Origin of the sequence: Gordonia sp. (in: high G+C Gram-positive bacteria) (assembly GCF_047600565.1) — a bacterium.
GTDB lineage: Bacteria > Actinomycetota > Actinomycetes > Mycobacteriales > Mycobacteriaceae > Gordonia.
The window spans coordinates 1,064,092-1,087,609 of sequence record NZ_JASGKN010000001.1; the positions used below are offsets into that span (position 1 = coordinate 1,064,092).

At 66.7% G+C, this 23,518-nt stretch carries 15 protein-coding genes and 3 rRNA genes; all 18 read right to left on the bottom strand.

Features of this window, described 5'->3' with window-relative positions; all coding sequences use genetic code 11:
* Positions 1-78 precede the first annotated feature (78 nt).
* Positions 79-1,830 (bottom strand): DNA repair protein RecN, encoded by a 1,752-nt coding sequence (gene recN / locus QM774_RS05160; RefSeq protein WP_414974858.1) that lies wholly within the window; start codon positions 1,828-1,830, stop codon positions 79-81.
* A gap of 7 nt (positions 1,831-1,837) precedes the next feature.
* Positions 1,838-2,779, bottom strand: a complete 942-nt coding sequence (locus QM774_RS05165) for an NAD kinase (RefSeq protein WP_414974859.1) — start codon at positions 2,777-2,779, stop codon at positions 1,838-1,840.
* 63 nt (positions 2,780-2,842) lie between these two features.
* Complete coding sequence (locus QM774_RS05170; protein ID WP_414974860.1) at positions 2,843-3,682, bottom strand: TlyA family RNA methyltransferase; 840 nt, start codon at positions 3,680-3,682, stop codon at positions 2,843-2,845.
* A 17-nt stretch (positions 3,683-3,699) separates the two neighbouring features.
* Positions 3,700-3,960 (bottom strand): hypothetical protein, encoded by a 261-nt coding sequence (locus tag QM774_RS05175; protein ID WP_414974861.1) that lies wholly within the window; start codon positions 3,958-3,960, stop codon positions 3,700-3,702.
* A 28-nt stretch (positions 3,961-3,988) separates the two neighbouring features.
* Positions 3,989-5,755, bottom strand: a complete 1,767-nt coding sequence (locus tag QM774_RS05180) for an HAD-IIA family hydrolase (RefSeq protein WP_414974862.1) — start codon at positions 5,753-5,755, stop codon at positions 3,989-3,991.
* An 81-nt stretch (positions 5,756-5,836) separates the two neighbouring features.
* Positions 5,837-5,953, bottom strand: a 5S ribosomal RNA gene (gene rrf / locus QM774_RS05185).
* Between the two features lie 93 nt (positions 5,954-6,046).
* Positions 6,047-9,184, bottom strand: a 23S ribosomal RNA gene (locus QM774_RS05190).
* Positions 9,185-9,647: 463 nt separating this feature from the next.
* Positions 9,648-11,168: ribosomal RNA gene (locus QM774_RS05195) — 16S ribosomal RNA — on the bottom strand.
* The 16S, 23S and 5S rRNA genes sit together here, the layout of an rRNA operon.
* Before the next feature lie 384 nt (positions 11,169-11,552).
* Entirely contained in the window at positions 11,553-12,827 is a 1,275-nt protein-coding gene (gene tyrS / locus QM774_RS05200) for a tyrosine--tRNA ligase (RefSeq protein ID WP_414974863.1), read from the bottom strand.
* A 2-nt stretch (positions 12,828-12,829) separates the two neighbouring features.
* Positions 12,830-13,057, bottom strand: coding sequence for a Trm112 family protein (locus QM774_RS05205; protein ID WP_414974864.1), 228 nt, complete (start codon positions 13,055-13,057; stop codon positions 12,830-12,832).
* A gap of 9 nt (positions 13,058-13,066) precedes the next feature.
* On the bottom strand, positions 13,067-16,093 hold the full coding sequence (locus QM774_RS05210; protein WP_414974865.1) for an AMP-binding protein: 3,027 nt from the start codon (positions 16,091-16,093) through the stop codon (positions 13,067-13,069).
* A gap of 68 nt (positions 16,094-16,161) precedes the next feature.
* Positions 16,162-17,607 (bottom strand): argininosuccinate lyase, encoded by a 1,446-nt coding sequence (gene argH, locus QM774_RS05215; RefSeq protein WP_414974866.1) that lies wholly within the window; start codon positions 17,605-17,607, stop codon positions 16,162-16,164.
* A gap of 42 nt (positions 17,608-17,649) precedes the next feature.
* Positions 17,650-18,165, bottom strand: a complete 516-nt coding sequence (locus QM774_RS05220) for an arginine repressor (RefSeq protein WP_414974867.1) — start codon at positions 18,163-18,165, stop codon at positions 17,650-17,652.
* Positions 18,162-19,106, bottom strand: coding sequence for an ornithine carbamoyltransferase (gene argF, locus QM774_RS05225; RefSeq protein WP_414974868.1), 945 nt, complete (start codon positions 19,104-19,106; stop codon positions 18,162-18,164). The genes QM774_RS05220 and argF overlap by 4 nt, the downstream gene beginning before the upstream one ends.
* Positions 19,103-20,287: an acetylornithine transaminase gene (locus QM774_RS05230; protein WP_414974869.1), complete on the bottom strand. Its 1,185-nt coding sequence runs from the start codon at positions 20,285-20,287 to the stop codon at positions 19,103-19,105. Before QM774_RS05230 ends, argF begins: the two co-directional genes overlap by 4 nt.
* The gene (argB, locus tag QM774_RS05235; RefSeq protein WP_414974870.1) at positions 20,284-21,156 is read right to left on the bottom strand and encodes an acetylglutamate kinase; all 873 of its coding nucleotides are present in this window, start codon (positions 21,154-21,156) and stop codon (positions 20,284-20,286) included. The genes QM774_RS05230 and argB overlap by 4 nt, the downstream gene beginning before the upstream one ends.
* Positions 21,153-22,400 carry a bifunctional glutamate N-acetyltransferase/amino-acid acetyltransferase ArgJ gene (gene argJ, locus QM774_RS05240; protein ID WP_414974871.1) on the bottom strand — a complete coding sequence of 416 codons (1,248 nt, stop codon included), beginning with the start codon at positions 22,398-22,400 and terminating at the stop codon, positions 21,153-21,155. Before argJ ends, argB begins: the two co-directional genes overlap by 4 nt.
* Positions 22,397-23,497 carry an N-acetyl-gamma-glutamyl-phosphate reductase gene (gene argC, locus QM774_RS05245; RefSeq protein WP_414974872.1) on the bottom strand — a complete coding sequence of 367 codons (1,101 nt, stop codon included), beginning with the start codon at positions 23,495-23,497 and terminating at the stop codon, positions 22,397-22,399. Before argC ends, argJ begins: the two co-directional genes overlap by 4 nt.
* Between the last annotated feature and the right edge of the window lie 21 nt (positions 23,498-23,518).

Below are 23,518 nucleotides of genomic sequence, written 5' to 3' on the forward strand. Positions count from 1 at the left end.
CCTTGATCCTGGGCCGACCGCGGCGGGGAATCACGGAGGCGCGCCGTAACAATGGCAACTTTTGTCACATAAGAAACTTCAGTCCCGCGCCGCCTCCGCGGTCTGCAGGAGCTCCTCGGCATGAGCACGGCCGGTGTCGGAGTCCCCGAGCCCGGCCAGCATGCGAGCCAGTTCGGCGACACGCTGCGGCCGGTCCAGGGTCGTCAGCGTCGACGTCTGCGCCCCCTGTGCACCACCGCCGGACTTGCCGATCACCAGATGCGAGTCGGCGAACGCGGCGACCTGCGGCAGGTGCGTCACGACGATCACCTGGTGACGCCGGGCGAGCCGGGCCAGACGCGCACCGATCTGCACCGCCGCACCACCGCCGACCCCGGCGTCGACTTCGTCGAAGACCATCACGCCACCGGCGTCCGGTTCGGCGAGCACCACTTCGAGCGCCAGCATCACGCGCGAGAGTTCGCCGCCCGACGCCGACTTCGCGATCGGCAGCGCTTGCGCGCCCTGATGGGCGACCAGCCCGAACTCGACGCGGTCGGCACCGGCCGGCCCGGCCTGCGCGGACACGCCGCCGACCGTGATCGCGAGCCTCTCGTCGTCGACCGGGGCCAGCTCCACCGCGACCGCCAGCTCACTGCCGCCCATCGCCAGACCGGCGAGTTCGGCGGACACCTTCTCTCCGAGTGCGGCCGCAGCCGAGACGCGCAGCGCATGCAGCCGTCCGGCGATCTCCTCCACTCGGCTGCGCTGTTCGCCGGCGCGCGCCGCGAGCTCGTCGATCGACGACGCCGGATCCTCAATCTCGGCGAGACGCCGCTGCGCCTCCTCCCGCCAGGCCAGGACGCCGTCCACATCGGCGGCGTACTTGCGGGTGAGCAGCTTCAGCTCCGCCTGCCTGCTGAGGATCGCGTCGAGGTCCTGGGCGTCACTGGGCAGTCCGGCGAGGAAACCGGAGAGTTCATCACCGAGGTCGGTCACGACCATCAGCGCCTCGGCGACCCGCGGCGCCAACGCCCGGAGCGCGTCGTCGTTGGCCGACTCGAGCAGCGAGCGAACGGTGCCGAGACCCTCCACCACACTGCCGTCGCCGCCGTCGCCGCCGGACACGACGCGGCGGGCACCGGCCGCCGCCGCCCGGATGTCCTCGAGGTCGGTCAGGCGCCGCACCGTCGAGACGAGTTCGGTGTCCTCCCCCGGTTTCGGGTCGGTGGCGTCGATCTCCTCGAGACCGAACCGCAGCCGGTCCGCCTCCTGGGCCAGTTCCCGGGAGTCGGCACGACGGCGATCGAGTTCGTCGAGCGTCGCCGTCCACTCCGTGCGTGCCGCGCGGTAGTCGTCGAGAAGCGCCGCCGCCTCCGGGCCGGCGAACCGGTCGAGCGCGTCACGCTGCTGATCGGGACGGATCAACCGCAGCTGATCGTTCTGGCCGTGGATGGCGAGCAGTTCCCCGGTCACCTGAGACAGTGCGCCGACCGGCACCGATCGGCCGCCGAGATGCGCACGCGACCGCCCGTCCGCGCCGACCGTGCGGACCGCGATGAGTGAATCGTCGTCGTCGACCTGCGCGCCCGTCGCCTCCAGGACGTCATCGATCTCGGCCGGGCGTCGGCCGGCGGGAGGCAGCCGGAACCGGCCCTCGACGATCGCCCGGTCGTCGCCGGTACGCACCCGGGCCGCGTCGGCGCGGGCACCGGACAGCAGCCGCAGGCTGGTCACGATCATGGTCTTGCCGGCACCGGTCTCACCGGTCAGCACCGTGAAACCGGGACCGAACTCCGCGGACGCGGACTCCACGACGCCCAGTCCGCTGATCGACAGCTCTTCGAGCACTGGCCGCTCAGCTCCTTCCGCGCCACCCGGTGACGGGCAGCGAGAACTTGGTGACCAGGCGGTCGGTGAACGGATCGGAGTCGATCCGGATCCACTTGAGCGAGGTGGCGGCGCGCACCGCCTCGATCCGGGCGCCCACCGGGACGTCCAGGATGCGCCGTCCGTCGCAGAGTGCGACCGCGGGGCGGCCGGTCGAATCGATCTCCACCGCGATCCGCGACCGCGGGCTCGTCACCATCGGCCGCGCGAACAGCGCGTGCGCGTTGCTCGGGACGATGAGGATCGCCTCCAGGTCCGGCCACATGACCGGGCCGCCGGCGGAGAATGCGTACGCGGTCGATCCGGTCGGGGTGGCGATCAGGATGCCGTCGGCGCCGAACGCCGACACCGGCCGGCCGTCGACCTCGGTCACGACCTCCAGCACGCCGTTGTGCGACTTGTTCTGGACGGCCACCTCGTTCAGCGCCCAGCTGTGGGCGACCTGCTTCCCGCCCTGGTGGACGGTCACATCCAGCACCATGCGGTCCTCGACCCGGTAGTCGCCGGCCACCAGGCGATCCAGAACGTCGTCGATGGCGTGCGCCTCGGCTTCCGCGAGGAAGCCGACATGACCGAGGTTCACGCCGAGGAGCGGAACCTCTTCCGGATAGGCCAGTTCGGCGGCCCGCAGAAAGGTGCCGTCGCCGCCGAGGACCAGGACCAGCTCGCATCCGCGTGCGGGGGCGTCGGAGACCTCGACCAACTCGACGGTCGCTCCGGTGGCACGCAGGCCGTCGGGGTCGATCGGATGCCACTGCTGCTCGGACGTCTGCGACGGCAGCCGCGTGTCGTGGTCGAGCACCCGCAACGTGATGCCCTCCTGGGCGCAGCGCCGGCCGACGGACAGGAGCGTCTCGGTGACCTCGTCGCGGCCGGTATGCGCCACGACGAGGAAGACACGTTCACCCATGTCGCCTCCGCTCTTCATCGTCACTGGAAAATCGTCACTAGAAAAATCGTCACTAGAAAGACATCACTGGGGACCTCGGGCCACAGCGTCGTCGATCATGCCCACCGTATCGCCCGGCACCGACGTTTCCGGTTCCGACTCTCCCTCGTGTGGGGCCGGCTTGTGGAGCCACAGGAAGTACTCGACGTTGCCGGACGGTCCCGGCAGTGGACTGGCTTCGACGCCGAGCGTCGCCAGACCCAGCGCCTGCGCGGCCCGTGCCACCTCGGCGACGGCCTCGGCACGCAAGGCCGGATCGCGGACCACGCCGCCGGATCCGACACGGTCCTTGCCCACCTCGAACTGCGGTTTGACCATCGGTACGGCGTCCCCGCCGGGCGCCAGGCAGGCGGCCAGGGCCGGCAGCACCAACGACAGGGAGATGAAGGAGAGGTCGGCGACGATCAGGTCGACCGGTCCCCCGATCTGGTCCGCGGTCAGATGCCGCACGTTGGTGCGGTCGTGCACGCGTACGCGATCGTCGGTCTGCAGCTTCCAGACGAGCTGCCCGTAGCCGACGTCGACGGCCTCCACCTCCCGCGCACCGCGGCGCAGCAGGACATCGGTGAAGCCGCCGGTCGAGGCGCCGGCGTCCAGACAGCGGCGACCGTCGACGAGCAGTCCGCGCGGACAGAACGCGTCGAGCGCGCCGATCAGCTTGTGGGCGCCCCGCGACGCCCAGTCGTCGGTGTCGGCCTCGGTGACGACGATCGGGGTGTCTTTGGCGACGTTGGTAGCCGGTTTGGTGGCGACGGTCCCGTTGACCTTGACGTTTCCGGCGTCGATCAGATCGCGGGCCTGTTCGCGCGAGCGGGCCAGACCCCGCCGGACCAGTTCGGCGTCCAGCCGGGCTCGGGGTGCCATGTCAGTGCTCTCCGCGGTCAGCCACGTCCGGCATCCTCGAGCGCCGCGGCGAGCGCGTCATGGGCGGCGGTCAGCAGCTCCGATTGGCGGGAGAGCGCGTCGAGATCGAACTCGCCGTCGGTGGCCTGCCGGATCTGGGCGGCCTCGTCGAGCAGAGCGCGGACCTGGGCGAGGACCGGATGGTCGGCGGGATCGCCGGGTCCGTCCGCAGCACGGGCCGCCTGCGCTGCGGCGGCGGCCGGCGACGGGGGTGGCGGCGTGGATTCTGGACCTGTCATGACGCGTCAAGGCTATCGCAGGGCACGCTCACGGGCGTGGGCTCAGGCCGAGAGCGTCGAGCAGTCCGACGGTGGCCGGGTCCGGTGAACCGATCCGCAGGTCGAGGCCACCGACGTCCGCGGTCCACACAGCGTGCGCCAGGGCCGGCAGCAGCGACTCGGTTTGCGGTGCGCCTTTGGGCTCCACGCTCACCCGGTTGTCGTTGACGGTCACCTGCCAGCGCGGTTGAGAAGCGACACGGAGGACGTCGGCGGGCCGGGAGAGGTCGTCGAGTCCCCCGACGATGTACGTCGGGCGCTCGGCGGGCCCGGCCGCGAGCAGGGTCCGGGGTGTGGTGACGCCCGTCAGCACCAGCAGACTCTCGATGCCCACCGTGTCGGCGCCGGCGATGTCGGTGTCGAGGCGGTCTCCGATCATCAGCGGCCGGCTGCTTCCGGACCGGGAGAGCGCCTCGCGCATGATCGGCGCCGCCGGTTTACCGGCGACGACCGGTTCGGACGCGGTCGCGGTGGCTACCGCGGCGACCATCGAACCGTTGCCGACCAGCAATCCACGCTCGGACGGCAGGGTCGTGTCGGTGTTGGTGGCGACCCACAGGGCGCCGGCGCGGATCGCCAACGCCGCCTCGGACAGCTGCGCCCAGCCCGTGGCGGGCGAATGTCCCTGGATGACCGCCGCCGGCCGGTCGTCGGCCGAGTCCACGACGCTCAGCCCGGCGGCCGTCACCTCGTCCCGGAGTGCTTGCGCACCGACGACCAGCACCTTCGCGCCGGACGGGATGCGCTGGGCGAGCAGTTCGGCGCCGACTTGGGCGCTGGTGATCACCTGCGTATCGGTGGCGGTGAAGCCGAGTTCGGTGAGATGCGCGGCGACTTCCGCGGGCGATCGACTGGCGTTGTTGGTCACGAAGTAGGCTCGCTCCCCGGCACCGGTCACGAGGTCGATCGCTCCGGGCAGTGCGCTGGCGCCTTCGAAGAGGGTGCCGTCCAGGTCGAGCAGCAGGGCGTCGTAGCCGGACAGCAGGTCGGCGCCGGCCGGCTCGGTCGACGCCGTCACCGGTTCGGGGACCGTGGTCGTCGCCCCGTCGGTCTCCGCGAGCAGGTCCTGGACCATGTACTCCGCGTCGGTCACATCGTCGACGTCGGCGGCCGCCGCGTTCTGATACCAGGTGAGTGCGTCGGCGCGACGGCCTGCGGCGAGGAGTGCGCCGGCGTAGGCACTGAAAAGGCGTGCCGCCTCGGTGCCCGTGCGACCGACACGCAGGTCTTGCCGCCCGAGGCGATCGACGGCGGCTTCCGGCTCCCCGAGGTCGATGTGGGCGCCGGAGGCGACGATCGCGAGTTCGACGGCGTCGTCGCCGTGCAGCGCCCGTCCTTCGTCACCGTCGGCGATCTCGATGGCCCGTTCCGGGCGGCCGAGCCCGCGCTCGCTGTCGGCGATCAGCGGCAGTAGGGCGCCGCCCTCTCCGGAGATACGGCGTGCCGCGCGCAGCTCGCTGATGGCCTCCTGCCATTCGCCCGCGTAGTAGGCGGCGATCCCGTTCGTCTCCCGGACCACACCGACCCGTGCGGCGCGGGCCCGTGCCGCACGGGCGTGCTCGAGTGCCAGTTCCGGGTCGTCGGCGAGCACGTCGCCGGCGACCACGAGGTGACGCGCCACGCGGTCAGCGGTCTGCTTGTCCAGGCTCTGCAGTTCACGGCGCACGTCCGGGTCCAGATCGCCGGCTCTGACATCGTCCGGGATCTGCGGTGACGACTCGTCGCCGCTGCCGTTCTGGGGACCGCGCTTGCTCATGTTTCCAATCTATTCGGCCGATGCCGGAAAGACGAAAAGACCCCCGAACCGACTGGTCCGGGGGTCTTTTCTTAACGTTGTGTTCGGCGGTGTCCTACTCTCCCACACTGATTAGGGTGCAGTACCATCGGCGCTGAAGGGCTTAGCTTCCGGGTTCGGAATGGGGCCGGGCGTTTCCCCTTCGCTATGGCCGCCGTAACTTTATGAAACTGTCACAACACGTGTTGGTTGTGTTGTGTGTTGTTTCAGAGGTGCATAGTGGATGCGTGCATTGTTTGGTGTTTGGGTGTTGTTGGTAAGTCCTCGGCCGATTAGTACCAGTCACCTGAACACATTGCTGTGCTTACAGTTCTGGCCTATCAACCCCATGGTCTGTGGGGGGCCTTACCCACTCGTGGTGGTGAGAAACCTCATCTTGGAACAGGCTTCCCGCTTAGATGCTTTCAGCGGTTATCCCTTCCGAACGTAGCTAACCAGCGGTGCTCCTGGCGGAACAACTGGCACACCAGAGGTTCGTCCGTCCCGGTCCTCTCGTACTAGGGACAGGTTTCCTCAAGTTTCTAGACGCGCGCGGCGGATAGAGACCGAACTGTCTCACGACGTTCTAAACCCAGCTCGCGTGCCGCTTTAATGGGCGAACAGCCCAACCCTTGGGACCTACTCCAGCCCCAGGATGCGACGAGCCGACATCGAGGTGCCAAACCATCCCGTCGATATGGACTCTTGGGGAAGATCAGCCTGTTATCCCCGGGGTACCTTTTATCCGTTGAGCGACACCGCTTCCACTTGCCGGTGCCGGATCACTAGTCCCGACTTTCGTCCCTGCTCGACATGTACGTCTCACAGTCAAGCTCCCTTGTGCACTTACACTCAACACCTGATTGCCATCCAGGCTGAGGGAACCTTTGGGCGCCTCCGTTACATTTTGGGAGGCAACCGCCCCAGTTAAACTACCCACCAGGCACTGTCCCTGAACCCGATCAGGGTCCGAGGTTAGAAGCCCAATACGATCAGAGTGGTATTTCAACAATGACTCCACCGACACTGGCGTGCCGGCTTCATAGTCTCCCACCTATCCTACACAAACCGTACCGAACACCAATACCAAGCTATAGTGAAGGTCCCGGGGTCTTTTCGTCCTGCCGCGCGTAACGAGCATCTTTACTCGTACTGCAATTTCGCCGAGTCTGTGGTTGAGACAGCAGAGAAGTCGTTACGCCATTCGTGCAGGTCGGAACTTACCCGACAAGGAATTTCGCTACCTTAGGATGGTTATAGTTACCACCGCCGTTTACTGGGGCTTAAATTCTCAGCTTCACCACCGAAGTGGTTAACCGGTCCTCTTAACCTTCCAGCACCGGGCAGGCGTCAGTCCGTATACATCGTCTTACGACTTCGCACGGACCTGTGTTTTTAGTAAACAGTCGCTTCTCTCTGGTCTCTGCGACCACCCCCAGCTCACAGAGTAAATCTGGTCACCGGTTGTGGTCCCCCTTCTCCCGAAGTTACGGGGGCAATTTGCCGAGTTCCTTAACCACAGTTCTCTCGATCTCCTTAGTATTCTCTACCTGACCACCTGTGTCGGTTTGGGGTACGGGCCGTGCATCAACTCACTAGAGGCTTTTCTTGGCAGCATAGGATCACCGACTTCGCCACAACGGCTACGCGTCACCTCTCAGGCTTGTATGGAACACGGATTTACCTATGTTCCGCCCTACCGGCTTACACCAGGACAACCATCGCCTGGCACGGCTACCTTCCTGCGTCACCCCATCGCTTGACTACTACAGCCGAGGTCCCACGCAGCCACAACCAGGCACACCCGAAGGTGTAAAAGGTCGCTTTTGGGTGGTTAGTACAACTGATTCGCCATTGGGCGCGGATACACGGGTACGGGAATATCAACCCGTTGTCCATCGACTACGCCTGTCGGCCTCGCCTTAGGTCCCGACTCACCCTGGGCGGATTAACCTGGCCCAGGAACCCTTGGTCATTCGGAGGACAAGTTTCTCACTTGTCTTTCGCTACTCATGCCTGCATTCTCACTCCCACACCCTCCACAGCCGCTCACGCGACTGCTTCCATGGGTGCAGGACGCTCCCCTACCCACCCACACCACTACACACCCGCCCGTAGGCAGGCATGGATGTCAATGTGTGAGTGCCGCGGCTTCGGCGGTGTACTTGAGCCCCGCTACATTGTCGGCGCAGGACCACTTGACCAGTGAGCTATTACGCACTCTTTCAAGGGTGGCTGCTTCTAAGCCAACCTCCTGGTTGTCTAAGCAATCCCACATCCTTTTCCACTTAGTACACGCTTAGGGGCCTTAGCCGGCGATCTGGGCTGTTTCCCTCTCGACTACGAAGCTTATCCCCCGCAGTCTCACTGCTGCGCTCTCACTTACCGGCATTCGGAGTTTGGCTGACGTCAGTAACCTAGTAGGGCCCATCGGCCATCCAGTAGCTCTACCTCCGGTAAGAAACACACAACGCTGCACCTAAATGCATTTCGGGGAGAACCAGCTATCACGGAGTTTGATTGGCCTTTCACCCCTACCCACAGCTCATCCCCTCCATTTTCAACTGAAGTGGGTTCGGGCCTCCACCGCATCTTACTGCGGCTTCACCCTGGCCATGGGTAGATCACTCCGCTTCGGGTCTAGACCCAGCGACTAAAAACGCCCTATTCAGACTCGCTTTCGCTACGGCTACCCCACACGGGTTAACCTCGCCACTGAGCACTAACTCGCAGGCTCATTCTTCAAAAGGCACGCCATCACCCGCCACCACAAGGATGCACAGGCTCTGACGGATTGTAAGCGCTCGGTTTCAGGTACTATTTCACTCCCCTCCCGGGGTACTTTTCACCTTTCCCTCACGGTACTTGTCCGCTATCGGTCACCAGGAAGTATTTAGGCTTACCGGGTGGTCCCGGCAGATTCACAGCAGATTCCACGAGCCCGCTGCTACTCGGGGACACGTCCAACCAGACACAACATTTTCGGTTACCGGACTCTCACCGTCTACGGCAGACCATTCCAGGCCACTTCACCTAACATCATGTTTTCTTACTGGTCACTACCGCCGGCAGACAGTAATAAGACGACCCCACAACCCCACACACACAACCCCTGCCGGGTATCACATGCGCATGGTTTAGCCTCATCCGCTTTCGCTCGCCACTACTCACAGAATCACTATTGTTTTCTCTTCCTGAGGGTACTGAGATGTTTCACTTCCCCTCGTTCCCCCCGCACCGGCTATACATTCACCGGGCGGTAACACCACATCACTGGTGCTGGGTTTCCCCATTCGGACACCCTCGGATCACAGCTCGTTTGACAACTCCCCGAGGACTATCGCGGCCTACCACGTCCTTCATCGGCTCCTGGTACCAAGGCATCCACCGAACGCCCTTAAACACTTACAACAACACCCACAAACACACCCCCACCACCAACCGGTGACCGGGATCCGAATGTGGATACAACAAATCGTTATGTTTCGCAGAAACACTAATATTGCAGTACAAACATCAAAACAGCACCAACCCCCCAAAAAAGGGATCGATACCAAGATGCTGCGCATCCACTATGCACTTCTCAAACAACACACACCCACCACACCCTGCACCCCCAAACCAGGAGCGGAAAGCAGTGAGCGTTAAGAAAACCCACCACAACCGACACCGTCACCGGTGCCGGCTGCAGGCCTGTTTTCTCAGAACCCCGATAGTGTGTGACTTCGTTGAGGACCGTCACCGATCACTCATCCACCCACCCAGCCGCACACAGGCGACCGAGATCATTGATGGCTTCCTTGCATTTCACCCATGAACAAACACCCACCGCAGAACAATCGCCTACGTAATGGGAGTGTTGTTTGCTCCTTAGAAAGGAGGTGATCCAGCCGCACCTTCCGGTACGGCTACCTTGTTACGACTTCGTCCCAATCGCCGATCCCACCTTCGACGGCTCCCTCCACAAGGGTTAGGCCACCGGCTTCGGGTGTTACCGACTTTCATGACGTGACGGGCGGTGTGTACAAGGCCCGGGAACGTATTCACCGCAGCGTTGCTGATCTGCGATTACTAGCGACTCCGACTTCATGGGGTCGAGTTGCAGACCCCAATCCGAACTGAGACACGCTTTAAGGGATTCGCTCAACCTTGCGGTCTTGCAGCCCTCTGTACGCGCCATTGTAGCATGTGTGAAGCCCTGGACATAAGGGGCATGATGACTTGACGTCATCCCCACCTTCCTCCGAGTTGACCCCGGCAGTCTCCTGCAAGTCCCCGGCATAACCCGCTGGCAATACAGGACAAGGGTTGCGCTCGTTGCGGGACTTAACCCAACATCTCACGACACGAGCTGACGACAGCCATGCACCACCTGTACACCAACCACAAGGGAACAACTATCTCTAGCTGCGTCTGGTGTATGTCAAACCCAGGTAAGGTTCTTCGCGTTGCATCGAATTAATCCACATGCTCCGCCGCTTGTGCGGGCCCCCGTCAATTCCTTTGAGTTTTAGCCTTGCGGCCGTACTCCCCAGGCGGGGTACTTAATGCGTTAGCTACGGCACAGAACTCGTGAAATGAGCCCCACACCTAGTACCCACCGTTTACGGCGTGGACTACCAGGGTATCTAATCCTGTTCGCTCCCCACGCTTTCGCTCCTCAGCGTCAGTTACTACCCAGAGACCCGCCTTCGCCACCGGTGTTCCTCCTGATATCTGCGCATTTCACCGCTACACCAGGAATTCCAGTCTCCCCTGTAGTACTCAAGTCTGCCCGTATCGCCTGCACGCCTGCAGTTAAGCTGCAGAATTTCACAGACGACGTGACAAACCGCCTACGAGCTCTTTACGCCCAGTAATTCCGGACAACGCTCGCACCCTACGTATTACCGCGGCTGCTGGCACGTAGTTGGCCGGTGCTTCTTCTGCAGGTACCGTCACTTGCGCTTCGTCCCTGCCGAAAGAGGTTTACAACCCGAAGGCCCTCATCCCTCACGCGGCGTCGCTGCATCAGGCTTGCGCCCATTGTGCAATATTCCCCACTGCTGCCTCCCGTAGGAGTCTGGGCCGTGTCTCAGTCCCAGTGTGGCCGATCACCCTCTCAGGTCGGCTACCCGTCGTCGCCTTGGTAGGCCATTACCCCACCAACAAGCTGATAGGCCGCGGGCCCATCTCACACCGCAAAAGCTTTCCACCACAAACCATGCAGAATGTGGTCATATCCAGTATTAGACCCAGTTTCCCAGGCTTATCCCAGAGTGCAAGGCAGATCACCCACGTGTTACTCACCCGTTCGCCACTCGAGTACCCAGCAAGCTGGGCCTTTCCGTTCGACTTGCATGTGTTAAGCACGCCGCCAGCGTTCGTCCTGAGCCAGGATCAAACTCTCCAACAAAAATCAATCAGAGAAAAGACCTGACCAAAATAAACAATCCAAAAAAATAGAAATTGACTGGCAAAAAATTCATCTTGTCAAAAAGACAGACTCCCTCAATACCAACCAATCGATCGGCACAAGAAAATCCATCACACACTATCGAGTTCTCAAAAAACACACACCCACCAACACCACCAGCAAAAACCGGCGTTCATCAATGAGCAGGGTTCGCCGCCCCTTTCCGGGGCAACTGCTCCAGTTTATCACCGGAGCGGGTCGGCGGCCAAATCGGGTTCCGGGCTTTCGAAGTCCCTCACTCGTTGACTGCCTGCACTAAGTTACACACAACGGTTTCCGCCCGCAAATCGCCTGGTCAAGGCGAAATCGGCGATGCGCGGACAGTCAGCCGATGCGGGCGCCGGCGAACGTCTTCTTGCCCCTTCGGAGCACCAACCAGCGGTTATGCAGCAGGTCATCGTCGGACGGCCGCCATTCGGCGTCCGTCACCTTCTGATTGTTGACGTACGCGCCGCCCTCATCGATCGCACGCCGCGCCGCCTTGTTGCCCTGTGCGAGGCCCGAATCGACGAACAGTTCCACCACGGTGGGACGCTCGCCGGCCGGATATTCGGCGACGCCGGTCTCCCCCAGTGCCGCCGACAGCGTCGATTCGTCGAGTCCATCGAGTTCGGCGCGGCCGAACAGTGCCTGGCTGGCCAGTTCGACGGCGGCCGTCTGATCGGCACCGTGGATGAGCGTGGTCATCTCGGCGGCCAGCCGCTTCTGCGCCGATCGCAGGTGCGGCTTCTCCTGCGTGGCCTGCTCCAGCTCCGCGATCTCCTCGCGGGTCAGGAAGGTGAACCACTTGAGGTACTTGACGACGTCGGCGTCGGCGGTGTTCACGAAGTACTGGTACCAGGCGTACGGGCTCGTCAGCGCCGGATCCAGCCAGAGGCTGCCGCCGCCCGTCGACTTGCCGAACTTCTTGCCGTCCGCCGAGGTCACCAGCGGCACCGTCAGCGCATGTGCGGTGGCGCCTTCCACCTTCCGGATCAGGTCGACGCCGCCGATGATGTTGCCCCACTGATCGGAACCGCCGATCTGCAGGACGCAGCCGAGACGCCGGTAGAGCTGCAGGAAGTCGTTGGACTGCAGCAGCAGGTAGCTGAACTCGGTGTAGCTGATGCCGTCCGATTCGAGACGGCGCTTGACCGTCTCACGGGCCAGCATGACGTTCACCGAGAAGTGCTTGCCGAGGTCCCGGAGGAAGTCGATGGCCGACAGTGGCCCGGTCCAGTCCATGTTGTTGACCAGAACCGCGCCGTTTCCGGAGTCGCCGATGTCCACGAAGCGCTTGAGCTGACCGACGATGTTGTCGGCCCAGTCGGCGACGGTGTCGGTCGAGTTCATCGATCGCTCACCGACATCGCGGGGATCACCGATCAGGCCGGTGGCACCGCCGGCCAGCACGATCGGGCGATGGCCGGCTTCCTGGAAACGCTTCAGCGTGAGCAGCGGCACGAGATGTCCGGCGTGCAGGCTCGACGCCGTCGGATCGAACCCCGCGTACAGCGATATCGGACCGTCGGCGAGAGCGTCGCGCAGCGCTTGTTCGTCGGTCGTCTGACCGACGAGACCTCGCCAGGTGAGTTCGTCGAGGATGTCGATGTCGGCCACGGTCACTTCTTCTCGCCACCGGCGGCGACGATCCGCTGGTGTTCGTCGTCGCCGACCGGGCGGGCGTCGGAAATCAGCATGTCCGGGATGCCCAGATCATCGATCGGATAGGCGACACGGAGACGCGGGTTGTACAACTCGTCTCCGGCGTCGATCAGCGCACCGAGATCCTGCGGACAGACGAGACGAGCGCGGACGACCGGGTCGATCTGCTCTGCACGTGAAGTCATGGGTGCAGGCTACTCGGCGGCGGCGTTCACAGCCGATCCGGACTCCCCCGCCGGGCGGCGGACGATCGGCGACGGGGTGGGCGCATCCCAGCGGACGGTCTCGGCGACCGACTTGGTGTAGCGGCGGTAGCGGCCCTGATCGTCTCGGTACCAGACCTTCTGTCCCGGCTTCGGCACCCCGGCGCGGGCGAACGCGCCGGCCTGCGGCCGGTACGACTCGCTGACCGGGATCTCACTGACCACGTGGATCAGGTGCGGACGCTGAGAGGCGGCCAGCTCGCCGAGTCCCACACGCAGTTGCGTCGGTGTCAACGACGTGTGCCCGTCACGCAGGGTCAAAACCGCGACGGCCACCTGCGCACCCGGCTCTCCCGTCCCATACACGACCACCTGGTCGACACCGTTGACCAGCGACAGCGCCTGGACGATCGGTTCGGGATACACCACTCCGTCGGCGCTGTGCACCACAGCGGTGGCCGGGCCCAGGAACCAGTGGTCGCCGTCCGCGTCCTTCTTGAAGAGCAGACCGGACACCTCCCAGCGGTCGTGCGGGCGGAAGACGTCACGCAGCACCAGCCCGGACGACTCGTAACGCTGGCCGGCGTGCGTCATCAGCATGCCCGCCTCACCGGGGTCCGCCTCGCGGACGAGCCCCGAGTCACGATCCACTTCGAGTCGTTCGGCATCCGGTTCGTACGCGGCGATCTTCACCGGATTGGTCTCCGGCAGCGACCGGCCCATCGAGCCGATCTTGGTGCCGGTGATGTTGGCGAGGATCGCTGCGCCGTCGGCGGTCGCGAAGAATTCGAGCACCTTGGCCTTGGGCAGACGCTCCTCGATCTCCTGCCACAACCCGGTGGACAGACCCGAACCCATGAAGAGCCGGACGGTGCTCAGCTGTGACGGGTCGAAGTCCGGTGAGTAGACCACATCGCGCAGCATGCTCCACGTGTACGAGACGACGGTGACGCCGTAGCGGCGCACCTCGTCGCTGAACCGGTGCGGGTCGACACCATTGCTGAGAGCGATGCGTGAACGTCCGGCGACGGTGGCTCCGAGTGTGGTCAGCAGACCGGAGGCGTGGTGCATGGGCGGCAGGCAATAGACCGTGTCCCATTCGGACAGGCCGGACGCCGCGGCGGCACCGAACGCCGACATCGCGAAGCGGTGGTTGGTCACCGACCAGCGGGTGAGCCGGTTCTGCACCCGGGTGAAGAGGATGAACGCGAGGTCGCCGGCCAAGCCGGGGTCGGGGCGGTACCAGACCGGCAGCCGCACCGCGGCAGGGTCGATCTGCTCCATGTCGACGATGGTCTCGCCGTCGGCGCGGTCGATGACACGCGCGTCGCCGCTGCCGCCGCCCAGCACCAGGACCCGATCGCTGACCGACGCCGCGATGTCGAGATGGTCCGGATCGCTCACGATCACCTGTGTTTCGGCGACGGCCATCATCTCGGCCAGATCGGCGGCCGACGACAGCAGCACGGCGACGGCACCGAGCCGGGAGAGCGCCGCGATCACGACCAGAGCGCTGGGGCGCGGATCCATCATCACGCCGATGTGTTCGCCGGGCCGGATACCGCATTCGATGAGGCCGGCGACCACGTTGTCGATGCGGGTGTTGACCTGTTCGTGCGTCAGCACCCGGTTCTCGAAGAGGAACAGTTCGGCGTCCGGGTGACGGCGCTGGTTCTCGCTCATCAGCTTGCCGAGCGAGACCCGGGTCGACGGTTGGATCTGTCCCAGCCGGAAGAGCCGGGGAACGGTGCGTACCGATTCGGCGGCGACCGCGCGGGTGGTGCGGCCGAACGAGTCGACGGCGTCCACCAGCCCCTGGGTGACCGCAGTGCCGGCGCCGGCGACCTGTCCGACACCGTAGGTGAGGCGGCTGATGAGGCTGATGCCGCTGCCGCTGCCCTCCGGCTGATCCATGGGCGTCACGTCGGCCGGCAGGGCCCCCTCCCCTTCCCGCCAGTTGATCCACGCCGCAGTGGTCGGCCACGACAGCCGGCCGGCGGTGGATCCGACGACGAGCCCGAAGTGGCCCGCCGGGACCAGCGTCTCGTAGACGTCGGCGTCCGGCGCGGCCTTCACGATTCCGCGCACCGCGAGCGGCTGACCGATGTCGTCGGTCTCGCCGACGAAGGCCAGGACCGGGCAGGTGATCTCGGCGAGCGACACGACGTCGCCGTCGATCACGAAGCCGCCGGACACCATGCGGTTGTGGGCGACGAACTGCTTGAGGAGTTCGGCGACAGCCGGCCCGGACCAGGCGACCCAGCCTTCGCGTTCCAGGAAGCGGCGCTGGTCTTCGCGCGGCAGCAGCGCGTCGCGGTCGTGCAGTTTGCGCAGGAAGTCGATGCGGCTGCGCGCGGTCTTCACCGGATCGAACATCTGGAATCCGGTACGCGCCAGCCAGCTGGGGATCCACAGATGCGGGAACACCTTGTCGGCGAGGATCTCGGCGCCGGGCACCGCGAGGTTCGGGGCGATGCCGAACGGCAGCGCGCCGAGCACGTCGACGGGGCTGCCGAAGGTGATGACGCTGGCCAGACCTTCCGAGCGCCGGTAGGCGGCGGCCTGGTAGGCGAACATGCCGCCCTGGGAGTAGCCGCCCAGGTGGACGTCGCGCCCGACGACGTTGCGCACGAAGTCGACGACTCGGCTGATGGCGAGGATGTGGTCGGTGAGGGTGCGTTCCATGCCGCCCTCTTCGTGGTCGGGCGACCCGAAGTCGATGACCCACGGGATGATCCCGTTGCGGTGCAGGATCGAGACGGCGCCGTTGTCCTCGGTGACGTCGTAGACGTTGGCCGACACCATCATCGGCGGGATGAGGATGACGTGCGCGTAGCCGTCTCCCGGATCGTCCGGGAAGTACCGGCGCAGCCGGTACATCTTCTCGGTCTCGACCACCCGGAACGGCGCCGGTTGCGTGCCCGTTTCGAAGCCGCCCATGCGGATGACTTCGAGTCCGTTCTGTGCGGTCGCGACGATCCGGTCGAACGCCGCGCCGATCTTCGGCAGTCCTGGCACCCCTGGCCCTCTCTCCCCGTGCGCGCCTCCGCTGAGACGCCCATCACAAGACTAGGACATCGTGACGATCATTCCCCGAGTCGGGTCCGCAGTTGCGCCACGGTGGTGCCGGCGACGTCGATCTGACGCTGCACCTGGGGTCCGGCGGTGCCGCCGAGGGCGTTGCGTGACGCGATGGAGCCTTCGACGGTCAGCACGTCCCGCACCTCGGGGGTCAGTGCCGGGTTGATCGAGGCGAGGGTCGCGTCGTCGAGCTCGTCGAGACCGATTCCCCGGCTCTCGGCCTCCCGGACGCAGGCGCCGGCGACCTCGTGCGCGACCCGGAAGGGGACGCCCTGACGGACGAGCCATTCGGCGATGTCGGTGGCGAGGGTGAACCCTTCGGGGGCGAGCTCGGCCATCCGGTCGCCGTGGAATTCGAGGGTCCCGACCAGCCCCGCCATCGCGGGCAGCAACAGTTCGAGCTGTGCGACCGAGTCGAAGACCGGCTCCTTGTCCTCCTGGAGGTCACGGTTGTAGGCGAGCGGCTGCGCCTTGAGGGTCGCCATCAGCCCGGCGAGGTTGCCGATGAGACGCCCGGCCTTGCCGCGGGCCAGTTCGGCGACGTCGGGGTTCTTCTTCTGCGGCATGATCGAGCTGCCCGTGGACCAGGCGTCGGCCAGCGTGACGTAGCCGTACTCGGGGGTGCTCCAGAGGATCACGTCCTCGCCGAGACGGGAGAGGTCCACGCCGATCATCGCGAGCACGAAGGCCGCCTCGGCGGCGAAGTCCCGCGAGCTGGTGGCGTCGATCGAGTTGTCGGCGGCCCTGTCGAAGCCCAGATCCGCGGCGATGGCCGCCGGATCCAGCCCGAGCGAGGAGCCGGCGAGCGCGCCGGAGCCGTAGGGCGAGACGGCCAGGCGCCGGTCGGCGTCGAGGATCCGCTCGACGTCGCGCAGCAGCGGCTGCGCGTGCGCCATCAGGGTGTGACCGAGCAGGACCGGCTGGGCGGCCTGCAGGTGGGTCTTGCCGGGCATGACGACGTCCGGGTGGGCGGCGGCCTGGGCGACCAGGGCCTCCGCGACGTCGAGGACGCCGGAGCCGACCCGCCGGAGCGCGTCCCGGAGCCACATACGGAACAGGGTGGCCACCTGGTCGTTGCGGGAGCGGCCGGCGCGCAGACGGCCGCCGAGTTCCGGGCCGACCCGTTCGATCAGGCCGCGTTCGAGGGCGCCGTGCACGTCCTCGTCGGTGTCGGCCGGGGCGAACGCGCCGCTCGTCACGTCTGCGGCCAGCCGGTCGAGCCCGTCGAGCATGGCCGCCAGATCGTCGTCCGACAGCAGGCCGGCGCCGTTCAGGACGCGGGCGTGCGCCTTCGAGGCGGCGATGTCGTAGGGCGCGAGGGCCCAGTCGAAGTGGGTGGATTTGCTCAGTGCCGCCATCGCGTCGGCGGGTCCGTCGGCGAACCGGCCGCCCCACAGCGCACCGGTGTTGGTGCCGCCGGATTCGGTGTTCTGCTCGGGGCTGGAGGCCATCTCGGGTTCTCTCTGTTCGTCGGGTCGGAAGGTCGGGGTGCTCTAGACGAGGGTTTCGAGCCAGTCGGCGAGCTGGGCGCCGGTCATCGGTTCGCGCGCGAGGACGAAGACGGTGTCGTCGCCGGCGATGGTGCCGGTGATCTGCGGAAGGCTGGCGCGGTCGAGGGCGCTGGCGAGATAGGACGCCGCGCCGGGCGGGGTCCGCAGGACGGCGATGTTGCCGGATGCGTCGGTGGACACCAGGAGGTCGCCGAGGATCCGGGACAGCCGGTGGGTTCCGCCGGACACCGCGCGCACCGGGCTGCCGTCCTCGGGCACCACGTAGACGCCGGCACCGCCGTCGGCCGCCCGCAGTTTGACCGCGCCGAGCTCGTCGAGGTCCCGGGACAGGGTCGCCTGGGTGACCTCGATGCCTTCGGCGGCCAGCAGTTCGCGCAACTCGGTCTGGCTGCCGACCCGCTGCCGGGTCAGCAGTTCGATGATCCGCGCGTGACGGCCGGCCCGGGTGGCGGCCAGCCGGGACTGGTCGGCGGCTTCGGTGCGCCGGGCGCCGGTCATCGTCGTTCCGCCGGATCGAGGAGCCAGGCCAGGAGCGCCTTCTGCGCGTGCAGGCGGTTCTCGGCCTCGTCGAAGACGACGCTGGCCGGACCGTCGATCACCTCGTCGGTGATCTCCTCGCCCCGGTGCGCGGGCAGGCAGTGCAGAACGATGGCGTCGTCTGCCGCATGGGCGAGCAGGGCACCGTTGATCTGGTACGGCCGGAAGGGGCCGACGCGATCGAGGCCGTCGCCCTCCTGCCCCATCGACACCCAGGTGTCGGTGACGAGGACGTCGGCGCCGGTGGCCGCGGCCACCGGGTCGTCGATGATCTCGACGCTGCCGCCGGTCTCGGCGGCCCGGCGCTTCACCGCCTCGATGATCTGCGGATCGGGGGCGAAACCGTCCGGCCCGGACAGCCGGACGTGCATTCCGGCGGTCACGCCGCCGAGGGCCAGCGAATGCGCCATGTTGTTGGCGGTGTCGCCGAAGTAGGCCATGGTGAGTCCGGCCGGGCTGCCCTTGCGTTCGGTGATCGTCTGCAGGTCGGCCAGGATCTGGCACGGGTGGAAGCTGTCGGACAGGGCGTTGACCACCGGAACGGTGGCGTGGGCGGCCAGCTCCTCGAGGCGGTCCTGCCCGAAGGTGCGCCAGACCACGGCGTCGACGAACCGGGACAGCACCCGGCCGGTGTCGGCGAGCGACTCGTCCCGCCCCATCTGGGTGGTGGTGCCGTCGACGACCACGGCGTGCCCGCCGAGCTGGGCGATGCCCACCTCGAACGAGAACCGGGTGCGGGTGGAGTTCTTGTCGAAGATGACCCCGACCGCGCGCGGCCCGTCCAGGGGACGCTTCGCCAGCGGCGCGGCCTTCATCTCCGCGGCGAGCGCCAGGACCTGGGCCTGTTCGGCCGGGGTCAGGTCGTCGTCGCGCAGGAAGTGGCGAACGGGAGTGGTGGTCATGAGGCGTCCTCGGAGGCGGCGTCGAGAATGGCGGGCAGGGCGGTGACGAACTGCTGTGCCTGCTCGTCGGTCAGGATCAGGGGCGGTGCCAGGCGGAGCACGTCCGGTGCCGGCGCGTTGATCAGGAAGCCGTGGTCGCGGGCGGCGGCCTCGGCCCGGGCCGCGAGCGGCTGGGTCAGGACGACCCCGAGCAGCAGTCCGGCACCCCGCACGTGGTCGATCAGCGGATGGTCGAGCTCGTCGATGCCGGAGGTGAGCGTCTTGCCGACCGATTCGACGTGTGCGGACAGATCGTTGTCGTCGATGTACGACAGCACGGCGAGGGCCGCGGCCGCGCAGACCGGATTCCCGCCGAAGGTGGTGCCGTGCTGACCGGGCTGGAACAGGTCGGCGGCCGGGCCCGCCGCGAGTACGGCACCGATCGGCAGACCACCGCCGAGCCCCTTCGCGAGGGTCACGACGTCCGGCACGATTCCGGCACGCTGGTGAGCGAACAGGGGGCCGGTCCGGGCGATGCCGGTCTGGACCTCGTCCAGGATGAGCAGCGCGCCCGCGTCGGCGGTGATCCGCCGCGCCTGCACCAGATAGTCCTCCGGCGGCACGACCACCCCCTTCTCCCCCTGGATGGGTTCGAGGATGACGGCGGCGGTGTCGCCGGTGACCGCGGCGCGCAGGGCGTCGGCGTCACCGTAGGGCACGTAGTCGACGCCGGGCGGCATCGGCTCGAACGGCGTCCGCTTACCCGGCTGGCCGGTCATCGCCAGTGCGCCCATGGTGCGGCCGTGGAAGCCGCCCTCGGCGGCGATGATCTGGGGGCGTCCGGTGAGGCGCGCCAGTTTGAAGGCGGCCTCGTTGGCCTCCGCCCCGGAGTTGCAGAACAGTGCACGGGCATCCGGTGCCCCGAACGCCGCTTCGAGGCGTTCGGCCAGTTCGACGGCCGGCGGTGCGACGTAGAGATTGGAGACGTGTCCCAGCGTGCCGATCTGCCGGGTGACGGCGTCGACGATCGCCGGATGGGCGTGACCGAGTGCGTTGACGGCGATACCGCCGAGCAGATCGAGGTACTGCTTGCCGTCGGCGTCGGTGACCACCGCACCCTCACCGGAGACCAGTGCGACCGGCGGGGTGCCGTAGTTGTTCATCAGCGCGGCCGACCAGCGCTGTTGCAGTGGAGCGGTCATGACGTCCTCCCGGGCACGACGGCGGTACCGGCTGCCGAGTCGGTGAGCAGCGCGGCGATCACCGCGTGCGGGGTGCGGCCGTCGATCACGTGCGCGCTGCCGACGCCGCCGTCGACGGCCCGCAGGCAGGCCTCCATCTTGGGGATCATGCCGGAATCGAGGGACGGCAGGAGCGCGGCGAGCTCGGTGGTGTCGATCTCGGCGACCAGGGACGACGTGTCCGGCCAGTCCGTGTACAGGCCTTCGACGTCGGTGAGCATCAGCAGCCGGTCCGCGCCGAGCGCAGCGGCGATCGCACCGGCGGCGGTGTCGGCGTTGATGTTGTGGACCACGCCGTCCGCGTCGGGCGCGATGGTCGAGATCACCGGGATCCGGCCGGCCGCGATGAGGTCGTCGACGGCCGACGTGTTGACCGCGGTGATGTCGCCGACCAGACCGATGTCGGTGGGTTCGCCGTCGACCAGCGCGGTGCGCCGGGTGGCGGTGAACAGGTGCGCGTCCTCGCCGGTCAGTCCGACCGCGTACGGGCCGTGCTGATTGATCAGGCCGACGAGTTCACGGCCGACCTGGCCGAACAGCACCATCCGGGCGACGTCCATCACCTCGGGGGTGGTGACGCGGAAACCTCCGCGGAACTCCCCTTCGATGCCGAGCCGTGCCAGCATGGCCGAGATCTGCGGTCCGCCTCCGTGCACCACCACCGGATGCACCCCGCAGGCCCGCAGCAGCACCATGTCGTCAGCGAACGCCTTCTTGAGGTCGTCGTCGATCATGGCGTTGCCGCCGTACTTCACCACCACCCGCCGGCCGTGCAGCGCCTGCAGGGCGGGCAGGGCCTCGGCGATCACACCGGCCTTGTCGGTGCTCATGACGAGTACGCCGAGTTCTCTTCGACGTAGGCGTGGGACAGGTCGGTGGTCCGGATGGTGGCCTCGGCATCGCCGAGTCCGAGATCCGCCACCACCTCGATGGTCTCGCCCGACAGGTCGACGTCGCGGGCACCGGGGACACCGGTCCCCTTCTCGCAGACCGTCGATCCGTTGAACGAGACGGCCACTGCGTCCGGGTCGATGGTGACCGGGGCGATGCCGATGGCGGCCAGGACCCGGCCCCAGTTGGGATCGGAGCCGAACAGTGCCGTCTTGACCAGCGAATCCCGGGCGATGGTCCGGGCGACCGCGACCGCGTCGTCCTCGGTCTTCGCACCGGTGACGGTGATCGCGATCCGCTTGGTGACGCCCTCCGCGTCGGCCTGCAGCTGCGCGGCCAGGTCGTCGCACACGGCGTAGACGGCGGCGTCCAGCTCGGCCTGGGTGATCTCGATCTGGCTGGCCCCGGAGGACAGCAGAAGCACCGTGTCGTTGGTGGAGGTGGAACCGTCCACGTCGAGCCGGTCGAAGGTCAGTGCGGTGGCCCGCCGGAGAGCGGCGTCGAGCATGTCGGCGCCGCACTTCGCGTCGGTGGTGAGCACCACCAGCATGGTGGCGAGGGAGGGTGCCATCATGCCGGCACCCTTCGCCATGCCGCCCACGTTCCAGCCGCCCGGATGGTGCAGGGCGACCTGCTTGGGCTTAGTGTCGGTGGTCATGATCGCGTAGGCCGCGTCGGTGCCGCCTTCCAGACCGCCGCCCATCTCGTGGACGATCTCGGTGACGCCGGCCAGAACCTTGTCCATGGGGAGCCGGTCGCCGATCAGTCCGGTCGAGCACACCGCCACCTGGATGGGGCCGGTCTCGGTCCCCCAGTTGGACAGGGTCTCGGCGACCGCCTCGGCGGTGGCGTGGGTGTCGCCGAAGCCGTCCGGTCCGGTGCAGGCGTTGGCGCCGCCGGAGTTGAGGATGACCGCGCGCAGTTCCCGGCCGTGCAGGACCTGCTGCGTCCACAGCACCGGTGCGGCCTTCACCTGGTTCTTGGTGAACACGCCGGCGGCGGCCAGGTCGGGTCCCTCGTTGAACACGAGGGCGAGGTCTTCCGCGCCGGATGCCTCGATGCCCGCGGCGATGCCGGCGGCCCGGAAGCCGAGCGGTGCGGTCACCCCCTGCCGCCGGAACATCCGGGAGCCGATGAGCTGTTCGAGGTGGTCGGCCGGGGAGGGGCTCTTCTTGTCGGTCACGGTGCCAGTCCCACGGTCGTCAGTCCTTCGGTCTCGCCCCAGCCCAGGGCCAGGTTCATCGATTGCACGGCGGCACCTCCGGTGCCCTTGGTCAGATTGTCCACGGCGCCGACGGCGGTCAGGGTGCCGGTCCGTTCGTCGACGGCGAGGCCGATCTGGATTGCGTTGGAACCGATCACGGACCCGGTCTCGGGGAACCGGCCGTCGGGCAGCACATGGATGTACGGCTCGTCGTCGTAGGCCTTCGCGTACGCGGCGCGCACCTCATCTATGCCTGTCGCAACGCTCGTCGAGCCTGCAGTAACGCTCCTCGAGCCTGTCGTAACGCTCCTTGAGCCTGTCGAAAGGGGCGCCACGCACGTCGCCAGAATGCCCCGGCTCATGGGTGCCAGGACCGGCGTGAAGGAGACGTCGACGGGGGTCCGGGCCACCGTCGACAGCGCCTGGGTGATCTCCGGGGTGTGCCGATGGACGCCGCCCACGCCGTAGGCCCGCGCGGAACCGAGGACTTCGGAGGCCAGCAGGTCGACCTTGGCGGCCCGGCCGGCGCCGGACGTCCCGGAGACGGCCACGACGGTCACCTGCGGTTCGATGAGACCGGCGGCCAGCGCGGGCGCCAGCGTGAGGATCGAGACCGTCGGATAGCAGCCGGGCACCGCGATCCGGGTCGCACCGGACAGCACCTCCCGGTTGCCGGGCAGTTCGGGCATGCCGTACGGCCAGGTGCCGGCGTGCTCGCCGCCGTAGTAGTGCTTCCATTCGTCGGCGTCGGTGAGCCGGAAGTCGGCGCCGCAGTCGACGATCAGGGTGGCCGGCGGGAGTGCGTCGGCGATCTGTGCGGACTGCCCGTGCGGAAGTCCGAGGAACACGACGTCGTGTCCGGACAGGACCTCCGGGGTGGTCTCTTCCAGCACGCGGTCGGCCAGGGGCAGCAGGTTCTTGTGGTGCTCGCCGAGCGTGGTTCCGGCGTTGCCGCCGGCGGTGAGCGCACCGATCTCGAGTTCGCCGCCGGCCAGGCGCGGGTGCCCGCAGAGCAGCCGGAGGATCTCTCCTCCGGCGTAACCGCTGGCACCGGCGACCGCAATCCGCACTGTCATAGGATCATTATGCATGATGTT